The following is a 14,656-nucleotide window of genomic DNA, read 5'->3' on the forward strand; positions in this document are numbered from 1 at the left end:
TTTCGCTCTGATGGTCCTAACCTGCTTTCCCGTACCTGTCGAGACCGCTCGTCATGCCAAGGTGCACGGTCCGTCAAAAGTCTCGTTTTCACTGATTTTATCTGATATATCGAGCTGATAAAATGTTTGAAATCAGTGATATCATATTAGGCGCCTTGTCGAAGGGGGCGGCGAACGGATACCAGATCCGGCGCCGGATCAATAACGACTTTGCCCATTTCCAGTCGGTTAGTGCCGGGAGCCTGTACCCCGCCCTGAGCAAGTTGAAGGCCCGTGGCGCCATTACCGAGAGCGGGTCCGCAAATGGCTCCCTCGACTCTCGGCACTTTGAAATCACCACACTCGGCTATGACATCTTGCGTCAAAGGGTCCAGGAGGCGGGTGCCGGGGAACGGCTCAGGTCCGATTTTCTCGCTGCGGTCTATTTCTCGGAAACCGCGGGGCCGGAGGAGACGGAGCGGCTCCTGGAGGAACGTGCCGGGGTGTTGAACCAGGAAATCCGCGCACTCCTGGCCCTACCCCTGCAAAACATGTCCAATACCGAGCGCTTCACAGTGCGCTACGCACTGGCGGTGCGTCGTGCCGGGCTGGAATTCCTCCGGCACGAAGGTCGTGCCATTGCTACCGCCATCGATATAGAATCAAGAAAAACAAAAGCTTAAGTAAAAATACTACCGGGATGACCAGGGGTGTTTCGCCATTTCCGCAATATGGCTGACTACCATAATTTGCCCGGGCGCTACGAAAAACGCCGGCCCCAAAAGGCCGGCGCTCATCTGATACAAATGCTCTTTTCAGGCAAAGTCAGTCCCTGAGATCATCCCAGAGATCCTTGACTCGGTCAAAAAAACCAGCCGACTGCGGGCTTGTCTTGTCGTTCTGGCCGGCGGCAAATTCTTCGAGCAATTCCTGCTGGCGCTTGCTGAGATTAACCGGAGTCTCGACGATCACCTCGACATACTGATCGCCCCGGGCCGGGCTGCGGAGCACGGACATGCCCTTGCCCTTGAGCCTGAACTGCTTGCCGCTCTGCGTACCCTCGCCAACGGTGATCCGGGCGCGACCGCCTTCGATTGTCGGAACCTCGATTTGACCGCCAAGCGCGGCGGTCGTCATCGGCAGCGGAACCCGGCAATAGATATCGGCACCTTCGCGCTGAAAGATCGGATGATCGGCGATTGCCAGGAACAGATAGAGATCTCCGGGGGCCGTTCCACGCGGTCCGGCCTCACCCTCTCCGCTCAAACGGATACGCGTGCCATCCTCGACACCGGCCGGAATATTCACCGACAGGGTCTTTTCCTTCTGCACCCGACCGTTGCCGCCGCAGCTCTTGCACGGCTTTTCGATCCGCGTGCCGTTGCCGCCACAATGCGGGCAGGTCCGCTCAATCGTGAAGAAACCCTGCTGCGCCCTTACCTTGCCGTGACCGTGGCAGGTCGTGCAGGTGACGGGCTGGCTTCCCTTCTCGGCGCCGGAGCCCTTGCATTCATCGCACGGGACGGAGCTGGGAATATGGATCTCGGTCTGCTTGCCCTTGAAAGCCTCTTCCAGGCTGATGGCCATGTTGTAGCGCAGGTCCGAGCCGCGCCGGCCGCCACCGCGCCGGCCGCCCATGAAATCTCCGAACATCTCGTCGAAGATATCGGCGAAACCGCCAAAACCGGCACCTCCGCCGCCACCGCCACCCATGCCGCCCTCAAAGGCGTCGTGCCCGAAGCGGTCATAGGCTGCCCGCTTCTGCTCGTCCTTCAAAACGTCATAAGCCTCGTTCAATTCCTTGAACTTGGCTTCTGCGTCGGGATTATCGGGATTTCGATCCGGGTGATACTGCATGGCTAGCTTGCGGTATACGGATTTCATTTCCGCATCCGAAGCGCCGCGTTCGACCCCCAGAACTTCGTAATAGTCTTTTTTTGCCATAGCGCGTCATCGTCCCCGCAACGGTGTCAGCAGTCCGGCAAAGCAATATGCCGTCTGCCTTTCCTGGTCGGAAACGGGCGAAGGATGCCGGTTTGTCATCGGCTCCTCCGCCCGGACCGTTGGGATCAGGCGGACTTGTTGTCGCGGTTCTGATCGTCGACTTCCTCGAAGTCCGCATCGACAACATCGTCCGTCGAAGCAGAACCGCTATCGCCACCGGCACTGTCACCGGCATCGCCGGCAGCCGCGGCATCAGGACCGGCTTCCTGCGAGGCCTTGTACATCGCCTCGCCGAGCTTCATCGAAGCCTGCTGCAGCGCATCCATCTTGGCTTTGATGTCGGCTGAGTCATCGCCTTCCATCGCTGTCTTCAGGGCAGCCATCTGCTCGTCGATCTCGCGGCGGTCTTCCTCGGAGATCTTGTCGCCATGGTCGGCGAGCATTTTCTCCGTGCCGTGAAGCGCGCTGTCGGCCTGGTTCTTCACCTCGACGCTTTCACGCCGTGCCTTGTCGCTTTCGGAATTGGCTTCCGCTTCCTGCACCATCCGCTCGATATCGTCATCGGTCAGACCACCGGAGGCCTGGATGCGGATCTGCTGCTCCTTGCCGGTCGCCTTGTCCTTGGCGGACACGTTGACGATACCGTTGGCGTCGATGTCGAAGGTGACCTCGATCTGCGGGATGCCGCGCGGAGCGCCCGGGATACCAACCAGATCGAACTGGCCGAGAACCTTGTTGTCCGCCGCCATCTCGCGCTCACCCTGGAATACCCGGATGGTGACCGCGGTCTGGTTGTCTTCGGCGGTAGAGAAGGTCTGGCTCTTCTTCGTCGGGATCGTCGTGTTGCGATCGATCAGACGGGTGAAGACACCGCCCAGCGTCTCGATGCCGAGCGACAGCGGGGTCACGTCGAGCAGCAGGACGTCCTTGACGTCGCCCTTGAGCACGCCAGCCTGGATCGCAGCGCCGAGCGCCACGACTTCGTCCGGGTTCACGCCGCGATGCGGCTCACGGCCGAAGAAGCTCTTCACCGTTTCCGCGATCTTCGGCATGCGGGTCATGCCGCCGACCAGGATCACTTCGTCGATCTCGCCGGCGCTGACGCCGGCATCCTTGAGGGCTGCCTTGCACGGATCGACCGTACGCTGCACCAGATCGTCCACAAGCGCTTCGAGCTTGGCCCGGGTCAGCTTGATGTTCAGGTGCTTCGGACCGCTCTGATCCGCCGTTACGAAGGGCAGGTTGATTTCCGTCTGCATCGAGCTGGAAAGCTCGATCTTGGCTTTTTCACCGGCTTCCTTCAGACGCTGCAGCGCAAGCTTGTCCTGGCGCAGGTCGATGCCGTTCTCTTTTTTGAACTCGTCGGCAAGATAATCGATGATCCGCTGGTCAAAGTCCTCACCGCCGAGGAAGGTGTCGCCGTTGGTCGACTTCACCTCGAACACGCCGTCGCCGATTTCCAGGATGGAAACGTCGAAGGTACCGCCACCAAGGTCATAGACCGCGATGATGCCGCTGTTCTTCTTGTCGAGACCATAGGCCAGCGCGGCCGCCGTCGGCTCGTTGATGATGCGCAGAACTTCAAGGCCCGCGATCTTGCCGGCATCCTTGGTCGCCTGGCGCTGGGCGTCGTTGAAGTAGGCCGGAACCGTGATCACGGCCTGGTCGACCGTATCGCCGAGATAGGCTTCAGCGTCTTCCTTCAGCTTGCGCAGCGTGAAGCTGGACGCCTGACTCGGGCTGTATTTCTCACCGCGTGCCTCGACCCAGGCATCGCCGTTCTCGCCAGCGACAACCTTGTACGGAACAAGATCGTTGAAACGCTTGGAGTCCTTGTCGTCAAACCGGCGGCCAATCAGGCGCTTGATTGCGAAAAGAGTGTTTTCAGGGTTCGTCACCGCCTGTCGCTTCGCAGCCTGGCCGACGAGCCGTTCGCCACTTTCGGCGAAGGCAACCATCGACGGCGTGGTGCGCGCGCCTTCGGCGTTTTCAATGACTTTCGCGTCCTTACCGTCCATGAACGCGATACAGGAATTTGTTGTTCCGAGGTCGATACCGATTACTTTGCTCATGTTTTCCTCATCCTTCAGCAAACGCCAGCGGCCTTATGAAAGCGCCGCATCCGTTCCCGATTGGTGTGTTTGGCAACCCGCTATATAGGCGGGGTCTGGCCGCGCTGCAACCAAGTGGAATAGGATTTCGCATCGGAATGTGGATGAAACCCGTCATTTTTCGAGAATCGACCCACCGATGATCATTTCTGCGAGCTACCGGACAGATATACCCGCCTTCTATAGCGACTGGCTGCGCGCCCGGCTCGATGCCGGATATGCGATCGTCCCCAATCCCTATGGCGGCAAACCGTCACGGGTCCCCCTCGCGGGACAGAATGTCGACGGGTTCGTGTTCTGGACAAGGAACGCACGGCCCGCCCGCGATATTTTCGACCGGCTTGCCGGAAACGGGGTTCCCTTCGTGGTGCAATACACCGTGACAGGATATCCCACCGCGCTGGAAACCAGCGTCCCGCCCGTGACCGCGGCCCTTGATGATATCAGAATGCTGGCGGAAAGGTTCGGACCGCGCTGCGTGGTCTGGCGCTACGATCCGGTATTCTGGTCGAGCCTGACGCCGCCGGATTTCCATCGCGAAAATTTCGCAACCCTGGCCGCCGCGCTGCGCGGGGCCGTGGACGAGGTAACGCTCTCGGCCGCGCATATTTATCGCAAGACCCGCCGGAACACGGATGAAAGCGCCGGACGCGCGGATTTCACATGGTGGGATCCGGCAGAGGACGAGAAGACCGCATTATTGAGCGATCTGGGCGCCCTTGCGGCCGGCGCCGGCATGACGGCAACGCTGTGCTCCCAGCCAAATCTGCTCGCCAATGGTCTGGAGCCCGCAAAATGCATCGATGCGGAACGTCTGGCGGATATTGCGGGACAGCCGTTCAAGGCCCGCCGGAAGGGCAACCGCCCGGGCTGTCTCTGTGCGGAATCCCGCGATATCGGAGGATATGACAGCTGCCCGCACGGCTGCGTCTATTGCTATGCGGTCGGAAACCGGCAGCGGGCAAAAGACGCCCTGAAGCGCCACGATCCCGCCGGGGAGACATTGCTCCCGGCGAAATCAGGTCAGCCCGCCAACCTGTGAAATCAGGCCGTGGTGTCTACATGTTCCTGTTGCGCGTCGGGTTTCTTGGACACCCCGACCATGGCGGCACGCAGCAGGCGATCCTGCAGCACATACCCAGGCTGCATGACCTGAACCACGATACCGGGCTCGGTCTTGGCATCCGGAACCTCGAACATCGCCTGGTGCAGGTTGTAGTCGAACTTCTCGCCCATCGGGTCGATCTTGCGGATGCCGTGCTTTTCGAAGACGCCGAGCAATTCCTTTTCGGTCATCTCAACACCGATCACCAGATTCTTCAGCGTGATGTCCAGCTCGTCCCGGTCTTCCGGCGCTGATTCAACGGCGCGGCGAAGATTGTCCGAGGCGCTGAGCAAATCCCGCGCAAAATCGGTGATGGCGAACTTCCGGGCATGGGCAATATCGCGCTCTGCGCGCTTGCGCGTGTTTTCAAGCTCGGCCAGGGTCCGGATCAACTGATCCTTCAACTGCTGGGCCTCACTGTCCTCGCCATCCTCTTCGGAATCCGCATCCGCTTCCTGAGGCGCATCGCCACCCATCAGGGCGTCCATGTCGATGATACCGTCGTCAGGATTGACCAGCGGCTCCGCGTCCTGATTGGCGTGCTGCTCTGTCTTCTTGTCGTCTTCGGCCATAATCCCGGCTCTTTCTCGTCTGTAGATCCTGAAAGTCAGGCCCAAATGTGGGCGGCCGGAATGGGAAATCAATCATTCCGGGCCTGCAGCGCCTGCTTTACCCCGGCTCGGCCTCGCAATCAACCGATGACGCGACCGATCAGCCGGGCCGTATAATCGACCATGGGGATGATCCGGGCATAATTCATCCGGGTCGGACCGATCACGCCGATGGCACCGACCACCCGTTTCTTCGTATCCCGGTAGGGCGAAAGGATCATCGAACAGCCGGTGTGATCGAACAACTGGTTCTCGGCACCGATAAAGATCTGCACCCCGTCGGCATCGCCTGTTGCCTGCAACAGCCGCAGCATGCCCTGCTTTTGCTCGAGCTGATCGAACAGCAACCGGATCCGCTCCAGATCCTCGACCGCGTTCACATCGTCAAGCAGCTTGGACTGGCCGCGCACGATCAGCGATCCGCTATCGGGTCCGCCACCGGCGAGCAGGGCAAGGCCATTCTCGACCACCCGCGCCGTCAACTCGTCCAGCTCGCTCCGGCGCTGCTCCATCTCCGCCTTGATATCCTTGAGCGCCTGATCGATCGAGGCGCCATGGAAGCGGGTGTTCAGAAAGTTCGTTGCCTGGACCAGAACCGACGCCGGGACTTCCGGCGGCAGTTCGATCACCCGGTTTTCCACCAGGCCAAGCTCGTTCACCAGCACCACCAGCGCCCGGCCGGCCGTCAGCGGCACGAATTCGATATGCCGCAGGGAAGGGTCCGATTTCGGTGAAATCACCAGTCCGGCACAGGCCGACAGGCCGGCCAGCGCACTGGTCGCTTCCTCAAGCACTTCATCGTAGCCGCGTCCGGTGGCACCGAGCATGGAATCTATCGTGCCGCGCTCGCTCTCGGTCAGGTCGCCGCCGATTTCGAGCAGCCCGTCGACCACGATCCGGAGACCCCGGTCCGTCGGCAGGCGCCCGGCCGAGGTATGGGGGGCATAGAGCAGACCAGCTTCTTCAAGGTCCGCCATGACGTTGCGGATGGTGGCTGGAGACAGCACGTCACCGATACGCCGGGAAATCGTCCGCGAGCCAATCGGCTCACCGGTTTCCACATAGGTATCGACAATATGCTGCAAAATTTCCCGCGAGCGGGCGTTGAGTGCGCCGATGCCTGACATATGTTCCATATTCGGAATCTAGGCAGCGGCCCCCGACCCGTCAATGCGACAGAATGCATGGCGGACCCTTTCCCGCACCCAGGACCCAGACCCGAGCCCGCACCCGCGCAAAGTCATGGACGCATCCCGGACCCGATAGTAGGTTGCGGCCCGCTTTCGAACAGACATTTTAAATAGCCGGCGCAAACCAGCGCGGCACGGGCCGCCTGATGGCTCGCAAAACAGGAGTAACGCCATGACCGGAACAGCCAAACGCCCTTCCGGGCGCAGCGCCGACGAGATGCGTGCGGTCAGTCTTGAGCCGGGCTTCGCCAAATATGCCGAGGGTTCCTGCCTCGTCAAATTCGGCGACACGCACGTGCTCTGCACGGCCTCGATCGATGACCGGGTCCCTCCGTTCCTGCGCAATTCCGGCTCCGGCTGGGTAACCGCCGAATACGGCATGCTGCCGCGCTCGACCCACACCCGGACCGACCGGGAAGCGGCACGCGGCAAGCAGAGCGGCCGGACCCAGGAAATCCAGCGCCTGATCGGACGCTCCCTGCGCGCGGTGACCGACCTGAAAGCCCTGGGAGAACGCCAGATCAAAATCGACTGCGACGTTCTGCAGGCCGATGGCGGCACACGCACTGCCTCGATCACGGGCTCTTTCGTTGCCCTGCATCTGGCCTTGCAGAAACTGGTCAAGCTCGGCGCCCTCAAGGATATCCCGCTGACCGACCATGTCGCGGCCATTTCCTGTGGCATCTATAAAGGCATGCCGGTGCTGGATCTCGATTACCCGGAAGATTCCAATGCCGAGGCCGACGCAAATTTCGTGCTGACCGGCACGGCCGGTATCGTTGAAATCCAGGCCACCGCCGAAGAAGAGCCGTTCGAGGATGCGGCCTTCACCGATATGCTGCGCCTTGCGCGCAAGGGCATCGGCGAGCTGGTGGACCTGCAGAAAGCCGCTATCGGGAGCTGATCCATGGGCCGCACCTTCTCCGAAAAAAAACTGGTCATTGCCAGCCACAACCAGGGCAAGCTGCGGGAAATCCGTGATCTGATCGGCCCGCTCGGGATTGAGGTGGTCTCGGCGGGCGAACTCGGCCTGCCGGAGCCGGAAGAGACTGGCAGCACCTATATCGCCAATGCCGAACTCAAGGCCCGCGCCTCCGCGGAGGGGTCGGGTCTGCCGGCACTGGCGGACGATTCCGGGCTGAGCGTGACCGCGCTGGACGGCGATCCCGGCATCTACTCCGCCCGCTGGGCCGGACCGGAGAAGGACTTCGCCCTGGCCATGCAGAAAGTCGAGGACGGACTGCAAAAACAGGCAGCCAGCGGAAATACTGACCGCTCCGCCGCCTTTGTCTGTGCCCTCACCATCTGCTGGCCGGACGGGCACACGGAATCCGTCGAAGGCCGGATTCACGGCGATCTGGTCTGGCCGCCACGTGGCGCGAACGGCTTCGGCTACGATCCGATGTTTGTGCCGGCAGGACAGGACATGACGTTTGGTGAATCCGATGCCGGCTGGAAACATTCCATCAGCCACCGGGCCGTTGCTTTCGAGAAGCTCCTGAAACGCGTCGGCCTTGACCAGGCCGCAAATGGTGCCGGAGACAATGCCGGATAGAGCAGGCATAAGCTCCGCCTCGGCGGAGCCGTTCGGGGTCTATGTGCATTGGCCCTTCTGCCTCTCGAAATGCCCCTATTGCGACTTCAACAGCCATGTCTCCGCGAAGGTGGATCATGCGCGCTGGCGTGCGGCGTTCATTGAAGAGCTGAAATATTTCAAGGCACTGGCACCGGAACGCACCGTCTCCAGCATCTTTTTTGGCGGCGGCACGCCCTCGTTGATGGAACCGGAGACAGTGGATGCGGTGATCTCCGAGATCCGCCGTCTGTGGCCCTGGACCAACCAGGTCGAGATCACCCTGGAAGCGAACCCGACCTCGGTCGAGGCAGGCAAGTTCGCCGCCTTCCGGGAAGCCGGGGTGAACCGCGTTTCCCTCGGCATCCAGGCGCTGAACGACAAAGATCTGAAGTTCCTCGGCCGTACGCACGATGCGGCGGAAGCCCGGCGCGCGATCGGCATCGCCCGGGATAATTTCGAACGCATGTCCTTCGATCTGATCTATGCCCGGCCGGGACAGACCGTGCCCGGCTGGCGCGCGGAGCTGAACGAAGCGCTGGAACTCGCCGTCGATCACATTTCGCTCTACCAGCTGACGATCGAGCCCGAGACCCCGTTCTTCGCCCGCCACGCAAAGGGCGAGATCAAACTGCCGAAGGACGACTCCCAGGCAGCGCTCTATGAAGTAACGCAGGAAGCGCTGGAACAGGCGGGCATGCCAGCCTACGAGATCTCCAACCACGCCCGCAGCGGGGACGAATCCCGGCACAATCTGGTCTATTGGCGCTATCACGATTATGCAGGCATCGGTCCCGGCGCCCATTCCCGCATACGCACCTCAGACAGCGGCGGTCAAATTGTTACGAAGGCGATCCAAACGGTGCGGGCGCCGGCCATCTGGCTCGACCGTGTCGGTAAACGGGGCCACGGCATTTCGGAGGAAGAAGCTGTCGGCCGGGCCGGTCGCCTCACCGAAATGCTGATGATGGGACTCAGGCTGCGGGACGGCGTCGACAAAGACCGGCTGGAACGGGAAGCCGGATGCGATCTGAAGACGCTGTTCGGCACCAGCCTGCTCTCCGATCTGGAAGAGGCCGGTTACATCGAGGCACCGCACAGCCGGCTCGCGGCGACCCTGGAAGGGCGGCAGCGGCTGAACGCCGTCATTGCCGCCCTGACCGAAAAGCTCGAAGACGAGGCCTGAGCCTCGCCCCCGCGACCCGTTTGACCAGAAGCCGCTAGTTCGTCAGATCCATGAATTTTTCCGGCGCCGGATCGACCACATCAAGCGCCCTGTCGCCTATCTCGAAGACGGCGAGGCCACGCTGGTTCGTGCCGTCCTCGACAAAGCGGAAGAGGCCGTTCAGCGCGACAAATCCACTCCGCGACATCAGCGCCGCGCCACCGAAATTGGCGCCCCCTTCCCCGCGTTGCAGGGAAACGGTCAGCGCAATCGAATCATAGGCGAGAGCTGCAAGTCCCGACGGACGCTTGCCGAAGGCAGTCTCATACCGCAGCGCGAAATTTTCCCGGTAAAGCACGGGGGGAGCCGCGAACCATCCGCCGACCAGACTAGGCTCCGTGCCGAGGCTCGGATCTTCCCATTGCGCCGTGCCAAGCAGCTTCACCCGCCGTGTATCCACATCGTAATAGGCAAGCTGCGGCGCGATGGCGCGCAGCACATTGCCGCCTTCCGGGATCAGGATCGCGTCATAGGGCGGATCGCCCAGCGTATCCAGCGCTTCCAGCCGGGCAAGGGCCTGCCGGGATATCTCATCGGTCCGGCCGGCCAGCACGTCCTTCTGGATCTTCAGGGATTCCCGGCGGCTGTCATATTCCGCGAAGGACCGCGCGGTCTCGGAGAAATCGCTGGCCAGCGGATCGTAATAGGCAATCCGGGTGATCTCTGCCCCGGAGGCGATGGCGGAGGCACGGGCGCTTTCCAGCACCAGATCACCATAGCCGCCATGCGGCAGAAGCAGGCCTATCCGCCGGTAGCCGCGCTGCACGGCATACCTGATCACCCGTTCGATCTGCTGCTCCGGCATCAGGCCCATCAGATGGACCGGCGATCCGGCAACGGTGCGGTCGTTGGAAAAGGCAACCGCATTGATCCCGGCCGCCGCCACAATCGGCCGCACAGCCGCGGCGGAACGCCCATAGAGCGGTCCGAGCACGATCTTCGCGCCGTCGGCCACGGCGAGCTTGGCCGCGTCCTCCGCGCCTTCCGGCGTGCCTTGCGTGTCGTAAACCATCAGGTTGAAATCATCACCGGCGATGTCGAACACCGCCATCTGCGCGGCATCGAGCATGCTTTGCCCGACCGAGGCGCGGGCACCGCTCAACGGCAACAGCATGGCAACGCCAACGGCCATTCCTTCCGGCTCAACCAGCTGCAACGGCGTGGCGGGCGTTTCCAGCGACAGCTCCGTCTCGGGAACGGCGAGCCCCTTGCCCGACCCCGGCTCACCGGTACCCGTTCCCGCCACGCCCGGCGGCGCGGCAGAGGGTAGCGGCTCCGCTGTCGTGGTGGGCACATCACTGGACTGCCGACCGAAACCCGACAGGGGATTCGGTGTCTGGCAGGCTGCCAATGCGAGGCAGCTCAGAAGCAGGCCCGGAAGCAGGCAGAGTCTGCCCTTCCCGGCCGCGCTGGCGAAAAGGGCTTGGAGAAACCGCCCGGTTCCTCCCATAACTCGACTGTCACCCCAGTCATTTTCGGTACGGTATGAAGACTCATACACCTCAGATCTCCTCCCGCTCTTCGGCGCCAAAGGCTAATCAAGCCGGCGACGAGAGTAAACCGCCGCAAGATGGCACCATTGTGACCTCTGCCGTAACCCCTGTCGCGGCCACAATGCAGGAGCCGGAAGATGAGGGGCACACCGAGGTCCCCGGGCGTCCGGTCGAAGGATTGATTCTGGTTGCCACACCGATCGGCAATCTCGGCGATATCTCGCGCCGGGCATTGGAAACACTGGCCGCGGCCGACATTGTCGCCTGCGAGGATACGCGGCTCACCGGACGCCTGCTGCAGCGCTTCGCCATCAAGGCCCGCATGCTCGCCTATCAGGATCACAATGCGGAGCGCAGCCGGCCCGAACTGCTCCGCCTGCTTGCCGAGGGGAAAAGCATCGCTCTGGTGACCGATGCCGGAACGCCGACCATTTCCGACCCGGGCTACAAGCTGGTCCGCGAGGCGGCCGCGCAGGGAACACCGGTCACGTCCGTACCCGGACCCGCCGCGCCAATCGTTGCCCTCTCCATTTCCGGCCTGCCGACCGACCGGTTCTTTTTCGGCGGCTTCCTGCCGACGAAACAGGGCGAACGCCGCCGCATTCTGGAAGAAGTCTCCGGCCTGCGCGCCACACTGATCTTCTTCGAGGCACCGCGCAGGCTGGCCGAATCCCTTGCTGTGGCGGCAGAAGTTCTCGGCCCACGGGACATGGCCGTGGCGCGGGAGCTGACAAAGCGGTTCGAGGATGTGAACCGTGGCCGGCTAGAGGATCTGGCCCGCCATTATGCGGAAACGGAGCCGCCAAAGGGCGAAGCGGTGCTGCTTTTCGGCCCGCCAGAGCAACATGACGAGATCGGCGAGGCGGAACTGGACGACATGCTCACGGAGGCCCTCACCCGGCTGAAGGTCAAGGATGCGGCCAAGGAAATCGCCGCGAAGACCGGTTTGCCCCGCAAGACGATCTATGACCGGGCCGTGCAGTTGAAGGACGGGGCCGGGTAATGTCCCGCCCGAGCGGAAAGCCGGGGTTCCAAACAGAGCGCAAGCGCCGCGCCGTCCGCTATGGCGCGCTGGCCGAATGGCTTTGCCGCCTGATCCTTCGCCTGAAGGGTTACAGGGTGCTGGCGAGCCGCGTGCGCACGAAGGTCGGCGAAATCGATATTCTCGCGGAACGCGGCCAGATCCTTGCCATCATCGAAGTGAAGGCGAGACCAACCGAGGCCGCCGCCCTCCATGCCGTTTCGCTTTCGCAACGGAGGCGCCTTGAACGCGCCGCACTCTGGGTCCAGCATGGAGATAGCCGGCTCGCGAACCATTGCCTTAGATTCGACCTCTTCGCGGTGGCACACTGGCGCATTCCTCGCCATATTCAGAATGCTTGGACCGTCGATCCCAACCGATAGAGTGACCCGATGCAAAACCGCCTCTTCTTCGTCCTGCTTCTCCTGATCGCCCCGCTGGGCCTTGGTGCCTGCACCCCGGTCGGCGTTGCCATCGGCGCCGGTGCGACCGCCGCCACCGCAAGCCAGTCGGAACGCGGGCTTGAGGGAACAGCCAAGGACATCGCGCTGAAGACGGAGATCAACCACTATCTGTTCCAGACAAACGTGGATCTGTTTTCCGCCGTCGGGCTTTCCGTAGATGACGGGCGCGTGCTGCTGACCGGTTCGGTGGAAAAACCGGAAGACCGGATCGAGGCCGCCCGGCTCGCCTGGAAGGCGGATGGCGTTCGCGAGGTGATCAACGAAGTTCAGGTCGTCGACAAATCGGACATCATCGACAAGGCCCGCGACAGCTGGATCGAGACCCAGCTTGAAGCGCAGCTGCTGTTCGACGGATCGATCCAGTCGATCAACTATGACATCGATACGGTCAACGGCACCGTCTATATCTTCGGCATTGCCCAGGACAATGCGGAGCAGCAGCGCGTCGTCAATCACGCGCGGAATATCAAATATGTCCGCAATGTCATCAGCTATGTGCGCATCCGTGGCGCCTCGTAAATAATGACCTCCGAAATGGCCCCCGACCCGGAAGCCACCCGTACAGCTCTCGCCCGCTTCGGCCAGTCAGGCATGACGGGCGGCGATCTCGGCGAAGCCGCCCTGCTGCTCGCCGCGCTGGACAGCCCCGGCGTGCCGTTGAGTCCATACCGGGACCATCTCGCCTGCCTCGCCGAAACCGCGATGAAAGCCCCGGCAGAGTCCCCGGACGCTGCCCTGCGCCAGACCATTACCGGTGACTTTTCCTATGAAGGTGATCAGGAAACCTATGACGACCCGCAAAATGCGAACCTGATCCGGGTGATCGACCGGCGCAAGGGTCTGCCGGTCGCTCTTGGCATTCTCTATATCGAGACGGCGCGGGCACTCGGGATTGAAGCCTGCGGCCTGAATTTTCCGAACCATTTCCTGATCCGGCTGCAATGGGGCGGCGGGCGCGCCATTATCGATCCGTTCAATGGCGGCAGGAACCTGGATGCCCGTGCCCTGCGCGCCCTGCTTACCCAATTTCAGGGAGCGCATGCCGCGCTTACCCAGGCCCATTACAGCGATGTCAGCGATCTCGATATTTTGTTGCGATTGCAAAACAACATAAAGTTGCGCCTGCTCCGCGACGGCAAGCTGGAACCGGCCCTGCAGGTCATCCGCGACATGCGGTTGCTCGCGCCCGGCATCCCGAGTTTGCTGCGCGAGGAGGGCCTGCTCTTGGCCCGCAAGGGCGAACGGCGGGCGGCAATCGGCTGCCTGCGTGACTTTCTTGCGCTCGACAACCTCCGCGAGCCAGAGCGCGTGGATGTCACGCGGGTTCTTCAAGTGCTCGAAAGTCAATTGAACTGAGCCGGAAATCCAGTTGATCCGGCAGGCCCGATCACCACATAGTCCCGGCTCGTTAAAAGCGCTTACCTGACGGAGGAAGCAATGGGTCTCGGCGTCGCCATCCAGATGGATCCCATCGAACATATCGACATCAACGGCGACAGCAGTTTCGCCATGGCACTTGAAGCCAAGCGGCGCGGCCACACGCTGTACCATTACCAACCGAAGGATCTGAGCTTCCAGGACCGCAAGGTGATGGCCCGGGTCCGGGCTCTCGACGTGCGCCGCGAAGCGGGCAACCACTTCACGCTGGGCGCGCCCGAGCTTATCGACCTCTCCGAGATGGACGTGGTGCTGATGCGGCAAGACCCGCCTTTCGACATGTCCTACATCACCGCGACCCACATTCTGGAACATATCCATCCGAAAACACTGGTGGTGAACGATCCGGTGGAAGTCCGGAACGCGCCGGAAAAGCTGTTCGTCACCCATTTCGACAATGTCATGCCGCCGACCCTGATCACCCATGACCGGGAACGGATCCAGGCTTTCCGGGCCGAGCATGAAGACATCATCGTCAAGCCGCTGTTCGGCAATGGCGGGGC

At 62.0% G+C, this 14,656-nt stretch carries 14 protein-coding genes and 1 pseudogene; 10 read left to right on the forward strand and 5 right to left on the reverse strand.

Annotated elements, in window-relative coordinates; translation table 11 throughout:
* Positions 1 to 122 precede the first annotated feature (122 nt).
* On the forward strand, positions 123 to 662 hold the full coding sequence (locus tag AAC126_RS13215; RefSeq protein WP_339854059.1) for a PadR family transcriptional regulator: 540 nt from the start codon (positions 123 to 125) through the stop codon (positions 660 to 662).
* A gap of 142 nt (positions 663 to 804) precedes the next feature.
* Here AAC126_RS13215 and dnaJ read toward each other — a convergent pair whose 3' ends face one another.
* Both dnaJ and dnaK read right to left on the reverse strand, forming a co-directional pair.
* Positions 805 to 1,923, reverse strand: a complete 1,119-nt coding sequence (gene dnaJ / locus AAC126_RS13220; RefSeq protein WP_339854061.1) for a molecular chaperone DnaJ — start codon at positions 1,921 to 1,923, stop codon at positions 805 to 807.
* A 125-nt stretch (positions 1,924 to 2,048) separates the two neighbouring features.
* The gene (gene dnaK, locus AAC126_RS13225) at positions 2,049 to 3,995 is read right to left on the reverse strand and encodes a molecular chaperone DnaK (protein WP_339854063.1); all 1,947 of its coding nucleotides are present in this window, start codon (positions 3,993 to 3,995) and stop codon (positions 2,049 to 2,051) included.
* Positions 3,996 to 4,173: 178 nt separating this feature from the next.
* On the opposite strand from dnaK, the gene AAC126_RS13230 reads away from it, so the two are divergent.
* Positions 4,174 to 5,076, forward strand: a complete 903-nt coding sequence (locus tag AAC126_RS13230; protein ID WP_339854064.1) for a DUF1848 domain-containing protein — start codon at positions 4,174 to 4,176, stop codon at positions 5,074 to 5,076.
* A 2-nt stretch (positions 5,077 to 5,078) separates the two neighbouring features.
* On the opposite strand, the gene grpE is transcribed toward AAC126_RS13230, so the two are convergent.
* Together grpE and hrcA are read right to left on the reverse strand one after the other, a co-directional pair.
* Entirely contained in the window at positions 5,079 to 5,711 is a 633-nt protein-coding gene (grpE, locus tag AAC126_RS13235; RefSeq protein ID WP_339854066.1) for a nucleotide exchange factor GrpE, read from the reverse strand.
* 119 nt (positions 5,712 to 5,830) lie between these two features.
* Complete coding sequence (gene hrcA / locus AAC126_RS13240; protein WP_028466245.1) at positions 5,831 to 6,877, reverse strand: heat-inducible transcriptional repressor HrcA; 1,047 nt, start codon at positions 6,875 to 6,877, stop codon at positions 5,831 to 5,833.
* Between the two features lie 235 nt (positions 6,878 to 7,112).
* On the opposite strand from hrcA, the gene rph reads away from it, so the two are divergent.
* Genes rph through hemW form a run of 3 tightly spaced genes read left to right on the forward strand, consistent with a single transcriptional unit; the run spans position 7,113 to position 9,699 of the window.
* On the forward strand, positions 7,113 to 7,844 hold the full coding sequence (gene rph / locus AAC126_RS13245) for a ribonuclease PH (protein WP_339854067.1): 732 nt from the start codon (positions 7,113 to 7,115) through the stop codon (positions 7,842 to 7,844).
* Positions 7,845 to 7,847: 3 nt separating this feature from the next.
* A complete protein-coding gene (gene rdgB, locus AAC126_RS13250) occupies positions 7,848 to 8,495 on the forward strand; it encodes an RdgB/HAM1 family non-canonical purine NTP pyrophosphatase (RefSeq protein ID WP_339854069.1) in 648 nt (215 codons plus the stop codon).
* A complete protein-coding gene (hemW, locus tag AAC126_RS13255) occupies positions 8,485 to 9,699 on the forward strand; it encodes a radical SAM family heme chaperone HemW (RefSeq protein WP_339854071.1) in 1,215 nt (404 codons plus the stop codon). Before rdgB ends, hemW begins: the two co-directional genes overlap by 11 nt.
* Before the next feature lie 34 nt (positions 9,700 to 9,733).
* Here hemW and AAC126_RS13260 read toward each other — a convergent pair whose 3' ends face one another.
* Entirely contained in the window at positions 9,734 to 11,032 is a 1,299-nt protein-coding gene (locus tag AAC126_RS13260) for a penicillin-binding protein activator (RefSeq protein WP_339854072.1), read from the reverse strand.
* A gap of 287 nt (positions 11,033 to 11,319) precedes the next feature.
* Between AAC126_RS13260 and rsmI the strand changes: the two genes are divergently transcribed.
* The 5 genes and pseudogenes from rsmI to AAC126_RS13285 all read left to right on the forward strand — a co-directional run.
* Complete coding sequence (gene rsmI / locus AAC126_RS13265) at positions 11,320 to 12,234, forward strand: 16S rRNA (cytidine(1402)-2'-O)-methyltransferase (RefSeq protein WP_339854074.1); 915 nt, start codon at positions 11,320 to 11,322, stop codon at positions 12,232 to 12,234.
* Positions 12,234 to 12,635 carry a YraN family protein gene (locus AAC126_RS13270; protein ID WP_339854076.1) on the forward strand — a complete coding sequence of 134 codons (402 nt, stop codon included), beginning with the start codon at positions 12,234 to 12,236 and terminating at the stop codon, positions 12,633 to 12,635. Before rsmI ends, AAC126_RS13270 begins: the two co-directional genes overlap by 1 nt.
* Before the next feature lie 9 nt (positions 12,636 to 12,644).
* Entirely contained in the window at positions 12,645 to 13,235 is a 591-nt protein-coding gene (locus tag AAC126_RS13275; protein ID WP_339854078.1) for a BON domain-containing protein, read from the forward strand.
* A gap of 3 nt (positions 13,236 to 13,238) precedes the next feature.
* Positions 13,239 to 14,072: a transglutaminase-like domain-containing protein gene (locus AAC126_RS13280; RefSeq protein WP_339854079.1), complete on the forward strand. Its 834-nt coding sequence runs from the start codon at positions 13,239 to 13,241 to the stop codon at positions 14,070 to 14,072.
* Between the two features lie 81 nt (positions 14,073 to 14,153).
* A pseudogene (locus AAC126_RS13285) lies at positions 14,154 to 14,656 on the forward strand (glutathione synthase); the annotation flags it as partial.

The organism is uncultured Nisaea sp., assembly GCF_963974195.1.
Taxonomy (GTDB): domain Bacteria; phylum Pseudomonadota; class Alphaproteobacteria; order Thalassobaculales; family Thalassobaculaceae; genus Nisaea.